Source organism: Nitratireductor aquibiodomus NL21 = JCM 21793 (assembly GCF_000615975.1).
In the GTDB taxonomy this organism is placed as follows: Bacteria; Pseudomonadota; Alphaproteobacteria; order Rhizobiales; family Rhizobiaceae; genus Nitratireductor; species Nitratireductor aquibiodomus.
The window spans coordinates 1-19,941 of record NZ_BAMP01000077.1; the positions used below are offsets into that span (position 1 = coordinate 1).

General features: G+C 61.5%; 18 protein-coding genes, 1 tRNA gene and 2 pseudogenes. 15 read left to right on the forward strand and 6 right to left on the reverse strand.

Translation table 11 applies throughout. The annotated features are described in order from the left end of the window. From ribD to JCM21793_RS17625, 6 genes and pseudogenes are all read left to right on the forward strand, one after another. On the forward strand, positions 1 to 927 hold a 927-nt coding region (gene ribD / locus JCM21793_RS17600), incomplete at its 5' end, for a bifunctional diaminohydroxyphosphoribosylaminopyrimidine deaminase/5-amino-6-(5-phosphoribosylamino)uracil reductase RibD (RefSeq protein WP_025031196.1). Continuing rightward, positions 927 to 1,541 carry a riboflavin synthase gene (locus JCM21793_RS17605; protein ID WP_007007948.1) on the forward strand — a complete coding sequence of 205 codons (615 nt, stop codon included), beginning with the start codon at positions 927 to 929 and terminating at the stop codon, positions 1,539 to 1,541. The genes ribD and JCM21793_RS17605, both read left to right, overlap by 1 nt. A 44-nt stretch (positions 1,542 to 1,585) precedes the next feature. Beyond that, on the forward strand, positions 1,586 to 2,053 hold the full coding sequence (ribH, locus tag JCM21793_RS17610; RefSeq protein WP_025031197.1) for a 6,7-dimethyl-8-ribityllumazine synthase: 468 nt from the start codon (positions 1,586 to 1,588) through the stop codon (positions 2,051 to 2,053). A gap of 85 nt (positions 2,054 to 2,138) precedes the next feature. Further along, positions 2,139 to 2,545: pseudogene (nusB, locus tag JCM21793_RS26785) on the forward strand (transcription antitermination factor NusB). Continuing rightward, the gene (locus JCM21793_RS17620; protein ID WP_025031198.1) at positions 2,542 to 3,759 is read left to right on the forward strand and encodes an MFS transporter; all 1,218 of its coding nucleotides are present in this window, start codon (positions 2,542 to 2,544) and stop codon (positions 3,757 to 3,759) included. The pseudogene nusB and the gene JCM21793_RS17620 overlap by 4 nt, the downstream one beginning before the upstream one ends. 204 nt (positions 3,760 to 3,963) lie before the next feature. Beyond that, complete coding sequence (locus tag JCM21793_RS17625; RefSeq protein WP_025031199.1) at positions 3,964 to 6,096, forward strand: sodium-translocating pyrophosphatase; 2,133 nt, start codon at positions 3,964 to 3,966, stop codon at positions 6,094 to 6,096. A gap of 88 nt (positions 6,097 to 6,184) precedes the next feature. On the opposite strand, the gene JCM21793_RS17630 is transcribed toward JCM21793_RS17625, so the two are convergent. After that, positions 6,185 to 6,706, reverse strand: a complete 522-nt coding sequence (locus JCM21793_RS17630) for an outer membrane protein assembly factor BamE (protein WP_025031200.1) — start codon at positions 6,704 to 6,706, stop codon at positions 6,185 to 6,187. A gap of 283 nt (positions 6,707 to 6,989) precedes the next feature. Between JCM21793_RS17630 and JCM21793_RS26790 the strand changes: the two genes are divergently transcribed. The 7 genes from JCM21793_RS26790 to JCM21793_RS17665 all read left to right on the forward strand — a co-directional run bounded on the left by JCM21793_RS26790 (position 6,990) and on the right by JCM21793_RS17665 (position 11,500). Continuing rightward, positions 6,990 to 7,379, forward strand: coding sequence for a ubiquinol-cytochrome C chaperone family protein (locus JCM21793_RS26790; protein ID WP_306306772.1), 390 nt, complete (start codon positions 6,990 to 6,992; stop codon positions 7,377 to 7,379). Between the two features lie 3 nt (positions 7,380 to 7,382). Then, the gene (locus JCM21793_RS17640) at positions 7,383 to 7,934 is read left to right on the forward strand and encodes a YceD family protein (RefSeq protein ID WP_025031201.1); all 552 of its coding nucleotides are present in this window, start codon (positions 7,383 to 7,385) and stop codon (positions 7,932 to 7,934) included. Between the two features lie 103 nt (positions 7,935 to 8,037). Further along, complete coding sequence (gene plsX, locus JCM21793_RS17645; RefSeq protein WP_280113536.1) at positions 8,038 to 9,099, forward strand: phosphate acyltransferase PlsX; 1,062 nt, start codon at positions 8,038 to 8,040, stop codon at positions 9,097 to 9,099. 9 nt (positions 9,100 to 9,108) lie between these two features. Then, positions 9,109 to 10,080 (forward strand): beta-ketoacyl-ACP synthase III, encoded by a 972-nt coding sequence (locus JCM21793_RS17650; protein ID WP_007007939.1) that lies wholly within the window; start codon positions 9,109 to 9,111, stop codon positions 10,078 to 10,080. Between the two features lie 108 nt (positions 10,081 to 10,188). Next, positions 10,189 to 10,512: an integration host factor subunit alpha gene (locus tag JCM21793_RS17655; protein ID WP_007007938.1), complete on the forward strand. Its 324-nt coding sequence runs from the start codon at positions 10,189 to 10,191 to the stop codon at positions 10,510 to 10,512. Between the two features lie 266 nt (positions 10,513 to 10,778). Beyond that, positions 10,779 to 11,300 (forward strand): MerR family transcriptional regulator, encoded by a 522-nt coding sequence (locus JCM21793_RS17660; protein WP_007007937.1) that lies wholly within the window; start codon positions 10,779 to 10,781, stop codon positions 11,298 to 11,300. A gap of 123 nt (positions 11,301 to 11,423) precedes the next feature. Next, positions 11,424 to 11,500: transfer RNA gene (locus JCM21793_RS17665), tRNA-Pro, on the forward strand. Between the two features lie 124 nt (positions 11,501 to 11,624). Here the strand turns inward: JCM21793_RS17665 and JCM21793_RS17670 are convergent. Next, complete coding sequence (locus JCM21793_RS17670) at positions 11,625 to 12,071, reverse strand: Lrp/AsnC family transcriptional regulator (RefSeq protein WP_025031203.1); 447 nt, start codon at positions 12,069 to 12,071, stop codon at positions 11,625 to 11,627. 284 nt (positions 12,072 to 12,355) lie between these two features. Between JCM21793_RS17670 and JCM21793_RS28390 the strand changes: the two genes are divergently transcribed. Then, positions 12,356 to 12,823, forward strand: coding sequence for a LysE family translocator (locus JCM21793_RS28390; RefSeq protein ID WP_202901442.1), 468 nt, complete (start codon positions 12,356 to 12,358; stop codon positions 12,821 to 12,823). A 136-nt stretch (positions 12,824 to 12,959) separates the two neighbouring features. Here JCM21793_RS28390 and JCM21793_RS17680 read toward each other — a convergent pair whose 3' ends face one another. The 4 genes and pseudogenes from JCM21793_RS17680 to JCM21793_RS17695 form a co-directional block, all read right to left on the reverse strand. Next, complete coding sequence (locus tag JCM21793_RS17680; RefSeq protein WP_025031204.1) at positions 12,960 to 14,219, reverse strand: O-antigen ligase family protein; 1,260 nt, start codon at positions 14,217 to 14,219, stop codon at positions 12,960 to 12,962. Beyond that, positions 14,216 to 15,750 (reverse strand): annotated as a pseudogene (locus JCM21793_RS26800) (undecaprenyl-phosphate glucose phosphotransferase). The gene JCM21793_RS17680 and the pseudogene JCM21793_RS26800 overlap by 4 nt, the downstream one beginning before the upstream one ends. A gap of 99 nt (positions 15,751 to 15,849) precedes the next feature. After that, positions 15,850 to 16,974: a glycosyltransferase family 4 protein gene (locus tag JCM21793_RS17690; RefSeq protein WP_081784758.1), complete on the reverse strand. Its 1,125-nt coding sequence runs from the start codon at positions 16,972 to 16,974 to the stop codon at positions 15,850 to 15,852. A 46-nt stretch (positions 16,975 to 17,020) separates the two neighbouring features. Beyond that, complete coding sequence (locus JCM21793_RS17695; protein ID WP_025031206.1) at positions 17,021 to 17,584, reverse strand: polysaccharide biosynthesis/export family protein; 564 nt, start codon at positions 17,582 to 17,584, stop codon at positions 17,021 to 17,023. A 236-nt stretch (positions 17,585 to 17,820) separates the two neighbouring features. On the opposite strand from JCM21793_RS17695, the gene JCM21793_RS17700 reads away from it, so the two are divergent. Next, on the forward strand, positions 17,821 to 19,941 hold a 2,121-nt coding region (locus tag JCM21793_RS17700; RefSeq protein WP_025031207.1), incomplete at its 3' end, for a GumC family protein.

Here is a 19,941-nt window from a genome sequence, read left to right on the forward strand (position 1 = left end):
CGCAGGGCGCTGGCGGAAGCCGGCGAGGCGGCGCGTGGCGCAACGGCCTATGTGACGCTCGAACCCTGCGCCCATCACGGCCGCACACCCCCTTGCGCCAATGCGCTGGTGTCCGCCGGCGTTACCCGTGTGGTGGGGGCGGCGAGCGATCCCGATCCGCGCGTGAGCGGCAGGGGCTACGCCATCCTGCGCGAAGCGGGCATCGAGGTGGTCGAGGGTGTGCTGGCCGAAGAGGCGGCCGACATGCTGCGTGGGTATCTCACGCGATCCGAGAAGAAACGGCCGGAAGTGATTCTCAAGCTTGCCATATCCGCCGATGGCATGATCGGGCGGACAGGCGAGGGGCAGGTCGCGATCACCGGCCCCGCGTCGCGCCGGCAGGTGCACATGATGCGCGCCGAGAGCGACGCGATTCTCGTCGGTATCGGGACGGCGCTGGCGGACGATCCGTCGCTGACCTGCCGGCTGCCGGGGCTTGAAACACGCTCGCCGCTGCGTGTCATTCTCGGCCGGGGAATGAAGCTGCCGGCGCAATCTGGTCTGGCGCGAACTGCGCGCGATGTGCCGGTGCTGATGACGGCGGCGGAAGATTGCGCCCCGGAGCGCCGAAAGGCTCTGGCCGAGGCGGGCGTCGATTTTCTCGGCGTCGAGCTCCATGACGGCGAGATCGCGCTGCCGGAGTTCCTGGAAGACCTGGCGGCGCGGGGCATCCTCACCCTCATGGTGGAGGGGGGAGCCTTCACCGCCCGCATGTTCCTTGCGGAAGGGCTGGTTGACCGGCTCGCACTCTTTACTGGGCCATCGAAAATCGGCGCTGGAGGGATTGCCGCGCCTCTTGATCGCGACCATATCCCGGAAGGTTTTCGCCTGCTGCGCGAGGCGCGGTTCGGCGACGATGTGTATCTGGAATATGTGAAAGGCGAGTGATGTTCACCGGCATTGTCACGGACATAGGCGTGGTGCAGTCCGTCACCCCGCGCGACGAAGGGGTGCTGTTGCGCATCGAGACCAATTTCGATCCCGAGACCATCGATATCGGTGCGTCCATCGCCTGTTCGGGTGTCTGCCTCACCGTGGTGAAACTGCCAGAAGCGGGCGCGAACACGCGCTGGTTCGAGGTGGAGGCGTGGGAAGAGGCGCTGCGGCTGACCACGGTTTCCGACTGGCAGCAGGGACAGCGCATCAATCTGGAACGCGCGCTAAAGGTGGGCGACGAACTGGGTGGACATATCGTCTCGGGTCATGTGGACGGCATGGCTGAAATCGTCGAGCGCAGGGATGAGGGCGAGGCCGTTCGCTTCGTGCTCGAAGCGCCGAAGGAACTGGCGAAGTTCATTGCGCCGAAAGGCTCGGTGGCGCTGGACGGCACGTCGCTCACGGTCAACCGTGTTGACGGCGCGCGGTTCGATGTTCTGCTCATTCACCACTCGCTTTCCGTCACTACCTGGGGAGAGCGAAAGGTGGGCGACCGGGTGAATATCGAGGTCGATACGATGGCCCGTTACGCCGCACGTCTTGCAGATGCCGCCAAAGAGGCTTAAGGCAGCGCTCTCATTTTAGAGTTTATGCCGTGTGGAGAATGTCCATGGCCGATGCGCGCGCCTTTAGGCTGCTGATCGTCGAAGCCCGTTTTTACGACCATCTGGCCGATGGTCTTCTTGAAGGTGCAAAGGCAGCACTGGATGCCGCCGGGGCTGCCTATGATGTGGTAACGGTTCCCGGAGCGCTCGAAGTGCCTGCAGCGATTGCCTTTGCGGCGTCGGGCAATGGCGGTCCGCTTTATCATGGTTACGTGGCGCTCGGCTGCGTTATCCGCGGCGAGACCTATCATTTCGATGTGGTTGCCAATGAATCGAGCCGCGCGCTGATGGACCTCGCCGTGCAGAAGAATCTCGCCATCGGCAATGGCATCCTGACCGTCGAGAACGAAGCCCAGGCGCTTGCCCGCATCGAGAAGAGCGAGGGCACCAGCGGCGAAAGCATGGGCAAGGGATATTTCGCCGCAGAAGCGGCACTGACGATGATTGCGCTCAAACAGCGCATGGGAGCTTGATGTGACCGAACCGACCGCAGACGGCTTTCGCCCGGCCAACAAACGGGGTTCAGCCCGCCTTGCAGCCGTTCAGGCGCTTTATCAGATGGACGTTGCAGGCACCGGCCTGCTCGAGACCACGGCAGAGTACGAGCTTTTCCGCCTTGGCAAGGAGATCGACGGCGAGCTTTACCGCGATGCCGATCCGCAATGGTTCCGCGCCATTCTGTCGGGCGTTGTCGAAGACAGAAGACGATTGATCCGGTGATCCGCAAGGCGCTGACGGAGGACTGGCCGCTCTCGCGTCTCGATTCAACGCTGCGCGCCATCCTGCGCGCCGGTGTCTACGAGCTTACACGGCGCAAGGACGTGCCGGTTGCCGTGATCGTTTCGGAATATGTGGACATCGCCAAGGCGTTCTACACCGAGGACGAGCCGAAGCTCGTCAATGCCGTGCTCGACCGGGTTGCCCGGCGCAGCCGCAATGAGGGCAGGGGGAAAGACCCGGAATGACCGGCACGCGCGATGACCTGTACCGCGAGGCAAAACGCACCGCTCTGATTCTTGCCTCCGCACAGGCCATCGTCGGCTCCGCTGCCCCGATCGCCATCTCCATGGGCGGTCTCGCCGGTTTCTATCTGCTCGGCAGCGACAAGTCGCTCGCAACGGCACCCGTAACGGGTTTCAATGTCGGCATCGCGCTTGGCGCACTTCCCGCTGCCGCCCTGATGCGGGCTGTCGGCCGCCGCAACGGCTTCATGGCCGGCGGTCTGGTGACGGCGAGCGGCGGTTTCGTTGCTGCGTCAGCCCTTTTCCAGAGCAGTTTCTGGCTGTTCGCCTTCGGTCTCCTGCTTGCAGGCATCGGCAATGCGTTCCTGCAGCAATACCGCTTTGCGGCAGCGGACAATGCGCCCTCCGATTTCAAGCCCAGAGCCATATCCTGGGTGCTGGGCGGCGGCGTCTTTGCCGCGATCATTGGCCCGCAGACCGTGATCTACACACGTGACCTGTTCGCACCGATCCAGTTTGCCGGGGCTTTCGCCGCTCTGGTGGTGCTCGGCCTCCTGGGGTCTTTCATCCTCTCCTTTCTTCGCCTGCCAAAGGAAGCCCCTTCAGCAGCGCTTGACAGTCACGAGCCGGCCCGGCCGCTGTCTCAGATTCTCCTGCAGCCTCGTTTTCTGGTTTCGCTCTTTTGCGGCGTCGCCTCCTACGCCCTGATGAGCTTCGTGATGACGGGTGCGCCGCTCGCCATGGTGGGTTGCGGATTCACGCCTGACGAGGCAACACTTGGCATTTCCTGGCATGTGATGGCGATGTTCGCACCGAGTTTCATCACCGGCCGGCTGATCGCGCGCTTCGGCAAGGAAACCATTGTGGCTACGGGGCTTGTGACGCTCATTGCCTGCGCCATCGTGGCGTTATCGGGCATCGAGCTATGGCAGTTCTGGACAGCACTGATCCTGCTTGGCATCGGCTGGAACTTTGGCTTTATCGGCGCAACGGCGATGGTGGCCGAGTGCTACCGGCCATCGGAAAAGAACAGTGTGCAGGGTGTGCACGATTTTCTGCTCTTCTCGACCACGGCCTTTGCCTCGCTGATGTCGGGCCAGATCTACAATGCGTTCGGCTGGAACATGCTCGCCTGGATCGTGATTCCCGTCGCCGGTTCGTGCCTTCTTGCGCTGGGTGTCATGGCTCTCAACCGCCGCTCCAGACAGGTCGCCTGACACGCAACCCCTTGAGAACAGGGCGTCGGCGGCCGCGCCGGCGCATCCCTGCGACAAATTATCCCTACACAAGCTTGACGTGTCCGCGCGGCTTCGCCCAAGCTGCGCGCATTGGGCCGGGAGGGGCGCGAATGCCGCCGGCCTTTTCAGCGTGACCCGGGAGGGGGTTCCAGTCGCGGGTCGAAATCAAGGGATAGATTGGCAATGAACATGCTTTACGTGGTCATCGCCTGCGGTGTGCTTTCCATACTCTATGCCATCTGGGCAACCCGGTCGGTGCTGGCCGCCGATCAGGGCAATGCACGCATGCAGGAAATCGCCGGTGCCATCCGGGAGGGGGCGCAGGCTTATTTGACAAGGCAGTACACCACTGTCGCCATTGTCGGTGTCGTGGTCTTCATTCTCGCATGGTGGCTTCTGAACTCCGTGGCGGCCATCGGCTTCCTCATCGGTGCGGTGCTCTCGGCTGCCGCAGGCTTCATCGGCATGCACGTTTCGGTGCGCGCCAATGTGCGCACGGCGCAGGCGGCATCCAACAGCCTCGCCGCCGGCCTCGACATCGCCTTCAAGTCCGGTGCGATCACCGGCCTGCTGGTGGCGGGCCTCGCGCTGCTTGGGGTGTCAGTCTATTTCTGGGTTCTCACAGGGCCGCTCGGCCATGCGCCAACGGACCGCATCGTCATCGACGCACTGGTGGCGCTCGGTTTCGGCGCGTCGCTCATCTCCATCTTCGCGCGTCTGGGCGGCGGCATTTTCACCAAGGGTGCTGATGTCGGCGGCGATCTGGTGGGCAAGGTGGAAGCGGGCATCCCCGAAGACGATCCGCGAAACCCGGCCACCATCGCCGACAATGTGGGCGACAATGTCGGCGATTGCGCGGGCATGGCTGCCGATCTGTTCGAAACCTATGTGGTGACGGTCGTCGCCACCATGGTGCTCGCTTCGATCTTCTTCACCGGCGAAGTGGCGTTGACGCTCATGCTCTTCCCGCTGGTCATTGGCGCTGCCTGCGTGGTGACGTCGATCATCGGGACGTTTTTCGTCAAGCTCGGCTCCAACAACTCCATCATGGGCGCGCTCTACAAGGGGTTTTGGGCAACTGCCGCACTTTCGGTCGTCGCACTTGGCGGCATTGTCTGGGGGTGGCTCGGCGGTTCGACCGCCTTTTCGGCAAGCAATGGTTCCGAATTCACCGGAACGTCGCTCTTCTGGTGCGGCGTTGTGGGGCTCGGCGTGACCGGCCTCATCATCTGGATCACCGAGTATTATACCGGTGTCGGCTACCGGCCGGTGCGTTCCATCAGCCAGGCATCGGTGACCGGCCATGGCACCAATGTCATTCAGGGCCTTGCCGTCTCGCTTGAGGCGACGGCGCTTCCAGCCATCGTCATCATCGCCGGCATCATCCTGTCGTTCAATCTGGCAGGCCTGTTCGGCATCGCCATCGCGGTGACGACCATGCTGGCACTGGCAGGCATGGTGGTGGCGCTCGATGCGTTCGGTCCGGTGACGGACAATGCCGGCGGCATCGCCGAAATGTCAGATCTGCCGAGCGAGGTGCGCCAGACGACCGACGCGCTCGATGCGGTCGGCAACACCACCAAGGCAGTGACCAAGGGCTATGCCATCGGGTCTGCCGGTCTCGGCGCGCTGGTGCTCTTTGCTGCCTATACCGAAGACCTGAAGTTCTTTGCCGCGAATGCGGAGCCGGGCACCTTCTTTGAAGGCGTGAGCGTCGATTTCTCGCTCTCAAACCCCTATGTGGTTGTCGGTCTTCTCTTCGGTGGTCTGTTGCCGTTCCTGTTTGGCGGGCTTTCCATGACGGCGGTCGGCCGTGCTGGTGGTGCGATCGTGCAGGAAGTGCGCCGGCAGTTCCGCGAGAAGCCGGGCATCATGGAAGGCAAGGAAAAGCCCGACTACGGCGCGGCGGTCGACCTTCTGACCAAGGCCGCGATCAAGGAAATGATCGTGCCTTCGCTTCTGCCGGTGCTCTCGCCGCTGGTTGCCTTTGCGGTTGTTTATGCCATTGCAGGGAAAAGCGAAGCTTTCTCCGCGCTTGGCGCCATGCTTCTGGGTGTCATCGTGACGGGGCTGTTCGTGGCAATCTCCATGACCGCCGGTGGCGGCGCCTGGGACAATGCCAAGAAATCCTTTGAGGATGGTTTCGTGGATGCAGACGGCACGAAGCACGAAAAGGGTTCGGAGGCGCACAAGGCTTCCGTGACCGGTGATACGGTGGGCGATCCCTACAAGGACACGGCAGGACCTGCGGTGAATCCGATGATCAAGATCACCAACATCATTGCGCTCTTGATGCTGGCCGTTCTTGCGCACTGAGAAGCAGGCAAAGTCTGCACCGGTTGCAAAGAAAAAGCCCGCGAGCATGGCTCGCGGGCTTTTGGTGTTGCCTAAGATCTGTGATCGGTCAGCCGCCGCCGCCGAAGAGGCCCGCCGGCGGGCCGCCCTTCGAGGCACCGGCGAGAATCTGGCCGATAAACGTCTGTTCCTTGCCGCCTGTCGGCGTGGTGCGTGAAATGAAATCGAACACCTTGCCGTCTTCCATGCCGTAATGGGCGATTTTCGAGACACGCTCGTCATCGCCGAAATAAACGGCGAGAACCTGCTGCTCGACGAGACGCGGACGCATGAAGGCGGCCCCGCGCACACGTTTCTGGGAGATGTAATAGAAGGCTTCGTTGTCGAAGGTCGCCGTTGTCGACGGCGAACCAAGTGCCAGAAGCACCTGTTCACGGCTCGAGCCGACGGGAACGAGTTCCAGCGCCTGCTCGTCAATGACATAGCCCTGGGTCAGCGTTTCGCGCGCATCCAGCGTGTTGGCGACATTGCAGCCGGACAACACAGCCGCTGCGCCGGCAAGACCGGCAGCCAAAATTGTGCGTCCGACAGGATAACTGTTGATTTTCTTCACCTGCAACGACATCTCCATAGCGTCCCCGGCGCGAAGGCTTTCGAGCGAAAGCCCTTGTCCCCGCCGGCAAAACGGGTAAACCAGCTTAAGCGCCGATGCAACCTGATCCTGTCCCAAACCAGCCCCGAGGGAGGGCATTTCTCATGTTCCAGAAGCTGTTTGGCTTTGGGCAGCGTTCGCGCCGTGTGGTCATCGACGGCTTGTATGAACGAATCGTGGCGGCTCGCGGCAGCCTGTCTTTTATGCACGCTGGGAGGTACCCGATACGCCGCTCGGTCGCTTCGAGATGATTGCTCTCAACATGATACTGTTTCTGCGCCGGGTGCGCGATGAGGAGAGCGCAGTCGTCCGCGAGGTGGCGCAGGAGGTCACCGACGTCTTCTTCGCCGATGTGGAGCATGCGATTCGCGAGCTGGGAATCGGCGATCTGGGTGTACCCAAGCGGATCAAGAAGCTGGCACGCATGTTTTACGGCCGTGCTGCCGCCTATGGCGAAGCGATTGACGCGGGCGATGTGGAAGCGCTGGCCGCAGCCCTGCGCCGCAACATTCGCCCGGACTCCGAGGGCTGGACCGGTGCCGAGCCGATTGCGCGATACGCGCTTGCCGCTGCGGCGTCGCTCGAAAGCCAGCAGACGGAACGCCTGATCGCGGCCGATATTGCATTCCCTGATGCTGAAAGGGAGAATTGAGCCATGCCTGAAAAGAAGAAAACGCCGATCTCGCACGAGGTGAACGTCCATCGCCTTGCGCGCAAGGGAATGACGGTCTCCATCAACGCAGACGAGGCCGAGCGCAGGGCGCTGGCGGAAGAGCACGATCTCCTTTCCGTCGAGCGTTTTGCAGCAGAGCTCACCGTGCGGCCCTGGAAAGCCGATGGCGTGCGCATCACCGGCACGGTTGAGGCTGACATCACCCAGGCCTGTGTGGTGACGCTGGAGCCGGTCTCGAGCCACATCGAGGAAGATGTGTCGGCGATGTTGGTGCCGGAAGGATCGCGGCTCGCCCGCAACGAAGTGGAGGGCGGCGAGTTCGTGCTGGACGCGGAAGGCCCGGATATGCCTGACACGTTTCACGGCAGCATCATTGACGTCGGTGTGTTGGCGGTGGAGTTCTTCACGCTCGGCATTGACCCCTATCCGCGCAGGCCCGGGGCTGTTATGGAGGCTGCCGAACAGCACGAGGAAGCCCCAAAAGAGGCCGGGCCCCTCTATGAGGGCCTGCGAAAGCTCGGACAAAAGTCCTGAATTGCACGAAGAAGGCGCGAAACGAGGTTGTGCCACCGGCCAAAAACGCTATTTTCGCCGCACATTTGAGCCGATACCGGCGCCCGATCAACCATTGAGGCACATCACGCGTGTACGCATTTCGATTGACGCTATGGGTGGGGATCATGGTCCCGAGGTCACGCTGCGTGGCCTGACCAAGGTCATCGAACGGCGTCCTGACGCCCGATTCCTGATCTATGGCCGTGAAGACACCGTTTTGCCGGTGCTCGACGGCTTACCCGTCCTCAGGGATGTGAGCGAGTTCACGCATTGCGAGGTTGCGGTGCGGATGGACGACAAGCCGAGCCAGGCCCTGCGCCAGGGCCGCTGGAAGTCGTCCATGTGGAAAGCCATTGAAGCGGTGAAAAACGGCGAGGCGGATGCCTGCGTCTCCGCCGGCAACACCGGCGCGCTGATGGCGATGTCGAAATTCTGCCTGCGCACCATGGCCGATATAGAGCGGCCGGCGATCGCCGCGATCTGGCCGACCATGCGCAGCGAAAGCATCGTTCTGGATGTGGGCGCGACGATCGGCGCTGATGCGCAGCAACTGGTCGACTTTGCCATCCTTGGCGCCGCCATGGCCAATGCGCTGTTCGATCTCGACCGACCGACGGTCGGCCTTCTGAATGTGGGGGTCGAGGAAATCAAGGGTCAGGAAGAGGTCAAGGAGGCCGGGCGCATGCTGCGCGAGGCCGCGCTCAACACGATGCGCTATGAAGGCTTCGTCGAAGGCGACGACATTGGCAAGGGCACCGTCGACGTGGTGGTTTCGGAAGGCTTTGCCGGCAACATCGCGCTGAAAACCGCCGAGGGCACGGCGCGACAGATTGCCGGCTATCTCCGCGAAGCCATGAGCCGTACGCTGATGGCGCGCATCGGCTATCTCTTCGCACGCGGCGCATTCCAGCGCCTTGGCGAGAAGATGGACGTGCGCAAGGTGAATGGCGGCGTCTTTCTCGGCCTCAACGGCATTGTTGTCAAAAGCCATGGCGGGGCGGATGCGGAAGGTTTTGCTGCCGCCGTCGAGCTTGGATATGAAATGGCACGCAGTCACCTGCTCGACAGGACGCGTGCTACCCTGGACCTTTATCACGCCCGCAAGCCGCAGGTGGCTGCCGGCGCTGCAGCCGTGAATGAATAGGACGCTGTAATGACTAGATCCGTCGTGCGTGGCATTGGCTCTGCTCTGCCGCGCCGCATCATGAAGAACGCGGAGTTCGAGAAACTGGTCGATACAACCGACGAGTGGATCGTTCAGCGGACCGGCATTCGCCAGCGCCACATCGCCTCGGAGGACGAGACGACGGCATCCCTGGGTGAGGCGGCAGCACGCGCGGCTCTCGACAGCGCCGGCCTGACGCCGGCGGATATCGACATGATCATTCTGGCGACTTCGACGCCCAACAACACCTTTCCCGCGACTGCTGTCGAAATCCAGGAGCGGCTCGGCATGTCCGGCGGCTTCGCCTTCGATATGCAGGCCGTCTGCAGCGGCTTCGTCTACGCCATCACCACCGCCGATCTTTACATTCGCGGCGGTCAGGCAAAACGGATGCTGGTGATCGGCTCCGAAACCTTTTCGCGCATTCTCGACTGGAACGACCGCACCACCTGCGTGCTCTTCGGCGACGGGGCCGGCGCAGTGGTCCTCGAAGCTGAGGATGGTGAAGCGGCACTGGAACAGCGCGGCGTCATCGCCTCGTCGCTGCGTTCCGACGGCAGCCAGCGCGACAAGCTCTACGTCGATGGCGGCCCGTCGACCACCTGCACGGTGGGGCACCTTCGCATGCAGGGGCGAGAAGTCTTCAAACATGCCGTCGGCATGATCACCGACGTGATCGAGGACGTTTTCGACAAGGCCGGCATCACCGCCGAGGACATCGACTGGTTCGTCCCGCACCAGGCCAACCGGCGCATTATCGACGCTTCGGCCAAAAAACTCGGAATTGCCGAGGAAAAGGTCGTGGTGACGGTGGACCTGCATGGCAACACGTCTGCCGCCTCGGTGCCGCTGGCGCTTTCTGTGGCTGTCGAGCGTGGCCAGATCAAGAAGGGCGACCTGGTGCTTCTCGAGGCCATGGGCGGCGGTTTTACCTGGGGCGCGGTGCTGGTGCGCTGGTAGTGGAAGCAAATCACGTGTATCGTCCTTGACCGTTGCAAAGCATTTTTTGTAACGTCAGCGCCGCGTATTGAAATCACAAGCATTTTCAAGATCTGGATGGGTAGCCCTATGGGGGGAAAGACACTGACGCGTGCCGAGCTGGCTGAGGCCGTCTATCGGAAGGTCGGACTGTCACGAACCGAATCCGCTCAGCTTGTCGAAATGGTTCTGCAGGAAGTCTGCGACGCGGTGGTCCGCGGCGAAACGGTGAAGCTTTCCTCTTTTGCCACCTTCCAGGTGCGCGACAAGAACGAGCGCATCGGCCGCAACCCCAAGACCGGCGAGGAAGTGCCGATCTCTCCGCGCCGGGTGATGACCTTCAAGGCCTCGAACGTTCTCAAGGACCGCATTCTCAAGGCGCACCAGTCGAGGCGCATGCGCAAGAGCGCCTGAACGCCCAGCGCATTTTGCAGTCAGGTGGAATCACCTGACGTCAGCGCAAATGCAGGAAGTCAGGCAGATAGAGCGGAGCGGCGTTTCCGTGAAACGGTGAACCACTCTGGCGGTCTGGAGCAGGGCTGAACGGTTTTTTCTGAACCGCGAAGTGGTTTACACTCACGAATCGATGGGCGTTGCCTCACGCGGCTTATGCCGTGCGCAGGTCGCCCGGTTCGAACGGGTGACGGCGTAGTGCGCCGGCCTGCAGGAGATGCACGATCATGGACAAGAGCCCCGACGCCTTCCGCACAATCAGCGAAGCGGCTGAAGAGCTGGACCTGCCGCAGCATGTGCTGCGCTTCTGGGAGACCCGGTTTTCGCAGATCAAGCCGCTGAAACGAGGCGGCGGCCGCCGCTATTACCGGCCGCAGGACATCGACCTGATCAAGGGCATCCGCCACATGCTCTATGACCAGGGATACACGATCAAGGGCGTGCAGAAACTCCTGCGTGAGAACGGCAACCAGTTCGTCGTGGCGATCGGCCGGGGCGATGTGGCCGCCGTGGAGGCCATTGCGCAGAGCCACCAGGCTGAGGCCGAGAAGACTGCCTCCGAAGAGGAGGTTCTGGTGGGAACGCCGAAGGCGAGGCCAAGCAAGCGCTTTTTCGGCCTCGGCCGTGGCGAGCAGGAGGGACCTGTCACCGCCGATGCGGCAAGCCTTTCACGCGACAACAGGGCGCTTCTGCAGGAGGCGCTGTTCGATCTTCTGGAATGCAAGCGCCTGCTCGACCAGGTGCGTTAAGCCGTTCTTGCCGGGTCGGAAGAGGGGGCTTGTTGAAAGTCAGCGCTCGTGCCGGCTTTTTACCATTGAATTGTTTTTAGGCCTTGCGCGTGCGATGCGGAAACTATATCCCTTGCGCCGGTTCGGAGCGTAGCGCAGCCCGGTAGCGCACTTGACTGGGGGTCAAGGGGTCGTGGGTTCGAATCCCGCCGCTCCGACCATTTTTTCTAAACATTACAGCATGTTGCAGCGTCCACCATCTGACGCCGCGGCCTGCTGATTTGCAGGTTTCTGCATAATTTACAGGTCTAAGCCTGTCTCTGACTTGGCCGTGAATGCTTCACCTCATGCAGGCGGTGGAGGGCGCATGCGTACGGGGCTTGATTTCACGACTGACGTTTGTGTGGAGGCGTGGGCGGAGAATGCCTCCAATACTTCATCGAGCTCGGAAATATCCTTGAGCAGGATACGCGCGACGAAAGCGTCCTCACCAGTCACCTTGTCGCACTGCACGATGCGATCTGTCATGACGATCATTTCGGAAAGCAGGTGAACCTTTCCCGGAAATGGTTTGAACCTCACAATCGCCTCAAGCGTATAGCCGAGCGCCTTGGCCGACAATTCGGCGACAAAACCCTGAATCACTCCCATATCCTGAAGGCGCCGAACGCGATCGCGCACCGTCGGGGCCGATACGCCAGTCAACGACGCGAGTTCGCGCCAACTGAGCCTCGCATCCCGGCACAGCGCGCGCAAAAGCATGAGGTCGAGCTTGTCGAATGAATCTTCCATTCTGAATGGATAGCAGAGTGGAGCTTCCGTTTCTAAGGAAAGTTTCCCGAAATATCTTTATAGTAGCGGACAATCCCGCCTGGCCTCTTTGCTAAATTGATGCGCAATTTCTGCAATTCGGAGCATCAAGTCATGGTCTGGGCTGTCTGGTTGTCCTTTGCGACGATATCGGCTGCTAACATCGTAACCCCTGGTCCCGCGAACCTGAATACACTGAGAAGGGCGCTGCAATTGGGTTTCCTGCCCGTCCTTCCGACAATTTTCGGCAATGCTTTGGGGCTTGCGTGGGAGGAGCGCTGTGCGCGTGGGGTGTTTCCGCGTTTGTAATCACGTCCGACATTCTATGGGCCGCTTTCCGGTGGGTCGGAACCGGCTATCTTGCCTGGCTCGGAACGAAACTGATTGTCCGGCGTGAACGCATCGCCCGACCTGGCAAACTCGACTGTCCTGTTCGCGCAGGCGCGCTTTTTCGGGAAGCATTGCTGCTTGCTGTCACCAACCCGAAAGCTCTTTTGTTCTACGCGGCGCTCTTCCCGCAGGTGCTTGATCCAGAAAGGGCGTTGCTGCAGCAGTCGGCCTTGCTGGTCTTCACCTACTGTGCTTTGTCGGTCGTTTCTCTCAGCGTCTATGCACTCATGGCGAACCATGTTCGGGAGCGTTTTCTGACGCAGGGCCGGTATGATGTGTTTCAGATCGTGTCGGGCGTCGTTCTCTTGGGCTTCGCCTGCATGCTGGCGCTGTCGGGCGCTTGACGCAGGAGTCGGCCCGGCAGGTGGAGCTGATCGCTTCGGAGTGGTTCATCGCTCCAAAGAAACGCCGTTCCGCTCCATCTCGTTGTTTTCCGCATTGATGCGGACGTGAGGTGAAGCCTCCTGACTGCAAGATGTTTTAGCCCAAGGACAGGTTCCGATAGCGCTTTGCCATCCAGTGCTGTTCGAGCGCGATCATCCCCCAAAGCAGACCAAGCAGGAGATAGAAATGGCGCCAGTGATCGGTGTCGATCACCGTGCCGAGCGCCACATGACCAACGAAGACGATGTAGACGCAGATCAGATAGGGCTGCCAGGGGCGGCGGCGGAAGAGGATGCGGAAACCTGCCGCAAGCGACCACAGGATCAGCGTGAGATAAGCTGCGAAACCCAGCCAGGAATAATCGAGCAGCGTCTTCAGCCAGATATTGTGCGTGTCCTCACCGAGAATCTGGCCGAATTGGAGGGGGCCGATGCCGAGCGGATGTTCTGTGGCCCAGCCGAAACCGATGCCGAAACGTGCGAAGCGGCCAAGGCGGGCACTGTCGTAATCCTGCACGAGCTGAGCGCGCTGGGTGAAGAGTTCCGATACGGCGGGAATCTGAAGCGCGAGAATGAGGGCAAGCGCGATGCCGGCAACCGCCAGAAGCGCGGTGACGGCGATGCGCAGCTGCGCGGTGGCAGTTCCGGCATTGAGAAAGACGACAAGCACCAGAAGGCTCGAGGTCAAGACGAGGAGGCCCCACGCGCCGCGCGAAAAGGAAAAGAAAATGCCACCCGTAACGATGAGAAGCAGCGGCGCGGCAAGAAAGGCAATTCCCGGGCGCGCCGTCAGGATCAGGTAGAGAAGGTAGATTGCCGGTAGTGTCAGGAACGGACCAAACACGTTCGGATCTTCGAAAACGCCGGCCGCGCGCCCGAATTTGGTGAACATTGCAGCGCCCGGAAAGGCGTTGAAGTAACCGAGAATTCCAAACAACGCCGTGATCGCGGCGGCGGCCACCCAGGCGCGGAAAACAACGGAAAGCAGCTCGGCCTCCGCCTCGACGATCGCGGCGAAGAACACGGATGTGAGCGCCAGAAACAGAGAGACCGCGATATAGAGCGGGATCGTGCCGAGATCGGCCAGCTGCGAGAGCGATATGAGGCCGCCGATATTGAAGGCGATGAGCAGCGCCAGAAGCGGTGCGACACGCCGCGATATCCTGAGGCCCGCCAGCGCCCAGACGGCGATGAGGCCGACCATATAGAGTTCATAGGGGGCCGGTTCACGGATAACGAAGCCGGACAGGAAAACGCCAAGACCGATCGCCGCCAGCTTCATGAGTGAAACCAGCTTGGCGTCAACGGCGGCGCGGGGCAGGCCCGGCGGCGGTCTATCGTAGGCGAGCAGGCTCAATAGGCATTTTCCGTGTTGAACAGGCTGATCGGTGTCAGGAACAGGATCTTGAGATCGAGCCAGAGCGACCAGTTCTCTATGTAGTAAAGGTCGTATTCCGTGCGTTTGCGGATTTTTTCGTCCGTGTCGATCTCGCCGCGCCAGCCATTGATCTGCGCCCAGCCGGTGACGCCGGGCTTGACCTTGTGACGGGCAAAGTAACCGTCGACGACTTCTTCATAGAGACGATTGTGGGTTTGCGCCGTTACCGCATGCGGCCGTGGACCGACAAGGGAGAGGCTGCCAAACAGCGCGTTGAAGAACTGCGGCAGCTCATCAATGGAGGTCTTGCGGATGATGCGGCCGACACGCGTGACGCGCGGGTCGTTCTTGGTGACTGCCGCCTTCGCGGTCGGGTCGCATTGCTCGACATACATGGAACGGAACTTCAGGACTTCGATCGGTTCGTTGTTGAAGCCGTGCCGCAACTGCTTGAAGAGCACGGGGCCCTGCTGTCGAGCTTGATGGCGATGGCCGTCGCAAGCATGATCGGTGAAAAGACGATGATGCCGATCAGGCTGAAGAGGATGTCAAAACCCCGCTTGGCAACCGAATCCCAGTCGTTGATGGGCCGGTCGAAAATGTCGAGCATCGGCACCGAGCCGATGTAGGAATAGGCGCGGGGCCGGAAGCGCAGATGGTTGGCGTGGGCCGACAGCCGAATGTCGACCGGCAGCACCCAGAGCTTCGAGAGGAGCGATAGAACACGCTTTTCAGCCGAAATCGGGAGCGCGACGATCAGCATGTCGATACGGGCGATGCGGGTGAACTCCACCAGCTCGGTGATGGTGCCGAGCTTCGGATAGCCGGCGACGACGGGCGGCGAACGCAGGTCGTCGCGGTCGTCGAACAGACCGCAGATGCGAATGTCGTTGTAGGGCTGCTGCTCGATCGAGCGGATGAGCTGTTCGGCATTGGAGCCGCCACCGACGATGACCGCGCGGCGCTCGATCGTGCCATTGCGAGCCCAGCGGCGCAGGAGCTGCGACATGGTGATGCGCAGCACAAGAAGCGCTCCAAACCCGCACACGAACCAGGAACCGAGCCAGACGCGCGAGAAGCTGTCGGAGATTTTCAGGAAGAAGCCCGTCAGGGCCAGGGCTGCGAACGTCGCCATCCACGCAACCAGCACTCGTCCCATCGAGCCGGTCGGGTTACGCAGTGCGCGCATCTGGTAGCAGCTTGTGAACTCGCAAAGCACGATCATGAGAACCGAGCCGCCACCGATGACGGTCATGTAGTGCCAGAAGAGAACCGGTGAAAGGCCGACATAGAGCGTGTAGAGAACGAAGCCGCTCAAGAGCAGCATGGAGAACTCCACCAGACGCATGACGCCGAGAACCATGACCGGCGACATGGTTTCGCGCTTGTATTGCTGTGCGACCTGCCAGGCGATGGGGTTGAGCCTGCTTTGCTCGTCTCCCGCCTTCAGCATGCCCGGCTTTCGTGGTGCCCTCGACGTCTGGAGCCGCTTCGGGTCGATCTGGTTCATGAACGGCAATGCCCCCTGACTTTTGCGATCGCAACATAAGTGGGAGGGGCTAAGATTCTGTTTCAGGCAACGGGTTGCCGGAAATGCTCGTTTTCTTGCTTAACGATTTGCTTTCAGGCTGGCGCGGTAGGCAGTCTCTATGGCTGCGGCCATGACGTCCGCACCGAAGCGCATACGAAGATCATCGAGCGACGGCATGATCGCGTGAAAGGCTGCGTGATCGGATAATGCCAGGTGCATTTTCGCGGCAATGGCTTCGCAGTCCGGTTGCGTGAGGGCAGGGGAATCCTCGCCGAATATCTCTGGAATTCCGCCCACCGAACTGGCGATCAGCGTGCGGCCTGCCGCCAGTGCCTCCAGCACGATATAGGGCATGGCCTCGGCGCGCGAGGGCACAACCATGATTCGTGCCAGTGAAAACGCATCGCGGGCGGGCATGGCCGGCAGGAAGCGGATGCGGTCGCCAAATCCAAGATCCTGCGCCTGGCGCTTGTAACGACCGAGATCGTCGCCATCTCCAACCATGACGGCGGTGAGGCTGCGATCCAGCGATTTCTCCGCCAGCGCCAGCGCATCGATGAAGAGGTCGGGACCTTTCAGGTCGCGCATCATGCCGATGTAGAGGAAATCTGCTGGGCCCGGCATTGTCCGGACCGGGGTGAATTCGTCAGCGGTCAGGCCGTTATAGACGAGCGTGAAGGGTGCGCGGGGAAGGCCGACCTTCTGCTCGAATGTGCGCCGCTCGTAGTCCGAAACGAACAGGATGTGATCGGTCAGGCGATCCATCATGCGCTCGATCGAGAAGAAGAAGCGACCGGTGGCGGTCTCGGCGGCGTAGTGCAGGCTGCCGCCGTGTGGGGAGTAGATGCGTGCGGGCTTCTGGCCGGACAATCGCATCAGGGAGCCGAAGACGCGCGCGTAGACGCCGCCCTTGGCGCCGTGACCGTGAAGGACGTCGGGACGCATCCCGCGTACGACGCCATAGGCGCGCCGCGCAGCGGTCAGATCGCCAAGTCCTATATGACGCTGCATGGGCGTCCGCTTCACCCCCAGCGAAAGACGCGGCTCCAGTTCCGCGATGAGGTTCGCTTCATACGTCCCGCCCGTGGTGGAATCGCAGATTATGCCAACCTCGTGCCCGGCGGCACGCTGCGCATCGCACAAATCGCGAACATGGCGAAAAATTCCGCCAACGGGAGAGCGAAAACAGTGGACGATCCTCAGTTTTTCGCCGGTTGGCAAGGCCTCGGCCCTTATTGGAGGATGTGCTTCAGAACAGGCGTTCGCGGACATAGACCGTGTCACCGGGAAGCAGCGGATCGGACGTAACGACACGACCGGTCATGACCTTGCCGTTGATATCGCGTGTTATGTCGACATTGTTCTGGTTGGCGCGCGGGCTGAAACCGCCGGCGGCGGCCACGGCCTTTTGAACCGTCATGCCTGGAACATAGGAATACTGCCCGGGTGCTCCGACCTCACCCATCACGAAGACAGGGCGGTAGCGGTCGATCTCCACGGTTACATCCGGATCGCGCAGATAACCTTGCCTCAGCATGCCGGCAATGGACTGCTCAACCTGTTTTGAGGTCTTGCCACGCGCAGGAACCGAACCGATCAGCGGAAATGCGATGTACCCGGCCTGGTCGACGCTGTAGGTGTTGGTCAGGTTGTCCTGATCGAAAACGGTGACACGCAGCGAATCTCCGGCATCGAGCACATAGGGCTGGTAAAGCGCTTCGTGAAATGCCGCCGGCGCCGGGCGATATCCCGAACAGCCCGCAACAAGGACGAAAGCTGCCAGCACTGGCAGGAGTTTGGCTGTTTTCATCATGACCGACTGCAAACCTCTGACGTCACCCAGTCCCGCCCGTGATCTGTCTGCAACATCTCCACGAAAGCAGGCACCATGCTCGTTTTATCCATCCGTTAGGGTTAATGTCGGGTAAAGCTGCGCCTTATACCCCCATAACGCGCATGCTTTTTCAATCTAGCGGAAGGCGCGAAGCTTTAACCGGCTGGTTACTATGCCCGTTTACCTTGGCGCCAAGCAGATTGGGAGCCAACTGGATGAACAGCGATCAGATCGCGCATGGTGACGTGGATGTCGACCTGGGCCGGCTTTTTGCCAGCGTCCGGCAAAAATGGCCACGCATTCTCTTCGCCGCGCTCGTCATCACGGGACTGGTTTTTGCGGTTACCTATACGGTGACGCCTCAATATCGCGCCCAGACAAGGCTGCTGATCGAGACACGCGAATCCATCTACACCCGCCCGCAGGGCGTGAATGACGGCGACCGTCCGATTCTCGACGGTGAGGGGGTGGCAAGCCAGGTTGAGCTCATCACCTCCACCGAAATTCTCACGCGCGTGGCCGAGGATTTCAATCTCGCCAATCGCGGCGAATTTGCCGGTGACGGTGGTTCCTTTCTGTCCGGTCTGCTTGTGATGGCGGGCCTCAAGAGTGCTCCGGTTGAAGGAACGGCGGAAGAAAAGGTTCTGCGCGCGTTCCGCGAGCGCCTGACCGTCTACCGTGTGGAGAATTCGCGCGTCATCGTTATCGAGTTTTCGTCGGAAGATCCCAAGCTCGCGGCTGAAATTCCCAATGCCGTGGCCGACGCATATGTGGCGGTGCAGAGCGATGCCAAGCTCCAGTCGAACACCAGTGCAACCCAGTGGCTCGAGCCGGAAATCCAGGATCTGCGCGAGCGCGTGAAGGAAGCGGAAGCGCGTGTTGCCGAATACCGGGCGCAGTCCGACCTTCTGCTTGGCCAGAACAACACCGTCTTGGCCACACAACAGCTTGCCGAACTGTCGAGCGAGCTTTCCCGCACGCGCGCGAACCGGTCTGCAGCGACGGCACAGGCCGCTTCGGTTCGCAGCGCGCTTCAAAGTGGCGCTTCGGTGGAAACGCTGCCCGAAGTCATGGCGTCGCCGCTCATCCAGCGCCTGCGCGAAAGACAGGTGGAGCTCAACGCACAGATCGCCGATCTCTCGACGACACTGCTCGGCAATCATCCGCGCATTCGCGCGCTGCGGTCCCAGCTTGCCGATCTCGATGCGCAGATCCGGAGCGAAGCCAACAAGGTGCTTGCCGGGTTCGAGGCCGAGGCCGCGACGGCCGAGCGGCGTGAGGAAGAACTGAACGCAGAACTCAACCGCCTCAAAGCCGCATCCGCGGTTGCCGAAGAAGAACAGGTGGAACTGAGGGCTCTGGAACGCGAAGCCGCCGCCCAGCGCGAACTGCTCGAATCCTACCTGACGCGCTATCGTGAGGCCGCGTCGCGCAGCGACCGGAATTACCTGCCGGCGGATGTGCGCATTTTCTCGCGCGCCATCACGCCGAGCGAACCCTATTTCCCAAAAATCGTGCCGATCACGGTGGCAGCCTTTGTCGCGTCGCTTCTGATCATGGCCGTCATGACGCTCCTGCAGGAGCTTTTCAGCGGCCGCGCCATGCGCCCGACAGCCGGTGTCCCGGCTCCGGTCCCCGCGACGGCACGAATGCCGCGCGAAGAGCCGTTGGAGGAGGTCCGCACCGGTGAGCCGGAACTCACGGATGTGGATACCGAACGGGCGCGTATTCCGGTCTTCGCCGAACGACCGGAGGTGCGGCTGGAGCCCGTGAAACCGGCGCGCTATGGCGAGATCGACATTGAACAGGCGTCGGAACGGCTGGTGGCGGGGGGCGCGGGACGCGCCCTGTTCATCTCGCCGGAGGGCGATGAAGCGGCGGCCGCTTCGGTTCTGGTGGCGCGGGACGTGGCCGATTCCGGCCTGCGCGTTCTGCTGCTCGACCTCACCGCTTCAGGCGCTGCGTCGCTGCCGATGCTCGAAAGCGTCGCCTATGCCGGGATTACAAACCTTCTCGCCTCGGAAGCGCAGTTTGCCGATGTGATCCACACGGACCTCTTTTCCGAGTGCCACATCATTCCGGTCGGCACGGCCGATCCGAAACGCGCCATGCGGGCGGCAGACCGGCTGCCGATCATCATGGAATCCCTGTCGGCCGCCTATGATGTGGTGATTGTCGAGTGTGGTCCATCGGATGCCCGGGATATCCGGCGCCTCCTGTCGTCCGACACCGAGGTGCTGGTGAGCATGGTCGATCCGGAGGAGGGGGAGATGGCGGTCGAGATGCTCGACGACCTGCGTGAAAGCGGCGTCGATGCCCCGATCCTCGTTTCACCG

Excerpts from the sequence above, each read along its gene's own strand:
- JCM21793_RS17605 (WP_007007948.1), top strand. The coding sequence starts at position 927 with ATGTTCACCGGCATTGTCACGGACATAGGCGTGGTGCAGTCCGTCACC.
- ribH (WP_025031197.1), top strand. The coding sequence starts at position 1,586 with ATGGCCGATGCGCGCGCCTTTAGGCTGCTGATCGTCGAAGCCCGTTTT.
- JCM21793_RS17620 (WP_025031198.1), top strand. The coding sequence starts at position 2,542 with ATGACCGGCACGCGCGATGACCTGTACCGCGAGGCAAAACGCACCGCT.
- JCM21793_RS17625 (WP_025031199.1), top strand. The coding sequence starts at position 3,964 with ATGAACATGCTTTACGTGGTCATCGCCTGCGGTGTGCTTTCCATACTC.
- JCM21793_RS17630 (WP_025031200.1), bottom strand. The coding sequence starts at position 6,706 with ATGGAGATGTCGTTGCAGGTGAAGAAAATCAACAGTTATCCTGTCGGA.
- JCM21793_RS26790 (WP_306306772.1), top strand. The coding sequence starts at position 6,990 with ATGATACTGTTTCTGCGCCGGGTGCGCGATGAGGAGAGCGCAGTCGTC.
- JCM21793_RS17640 (WP_025031201.1), top strand. The coding sequence starts at position 7,383 with ATGCCTGAAAAGAAGAAAACGCCGATCTCGCACGAGGTGAACGTCCAT.
- JCM21793_RS17650 (WP_007007939.1), top strand. The coding sequence starts at position 9,109 with ATGACTAGATCCGTCGTGCGTGGCATTGGCTCTGCTCTGCCGCGCCGC.
- JCM21793_RS17655 (WP_007007938.1), top strand. The coding sequence starts at position 10,189 with ATGGGGGGAAAGACACTGACGCGTGCCGAGCTGGCTGAGGCCGTCTAT.
- JCM21793_RS17660 (WP_007007937.1), top strand. The coding sequence starts at position 10,779 with ATGGACAAGAGCCCCGACGCCTTCCGCACAATCAGCGAAGCGGCTGAA.
- JCM21793_RS17670 (WP_025031203.1), bottom strand. The coding sequence starts at position 12,071 with ATGGAAGATTCATTCGACAAGCTCGACCTCATGCTTTTGCGCGCGCTG.
- JCM21793_RS17695 (WP_025031206.1), bottom strand. The coding sequence starts at position 17,584 with ATGATGAAAACAGCCAAACTCCTGCCAGTGCTGGCAGCTTTCGTCCTT.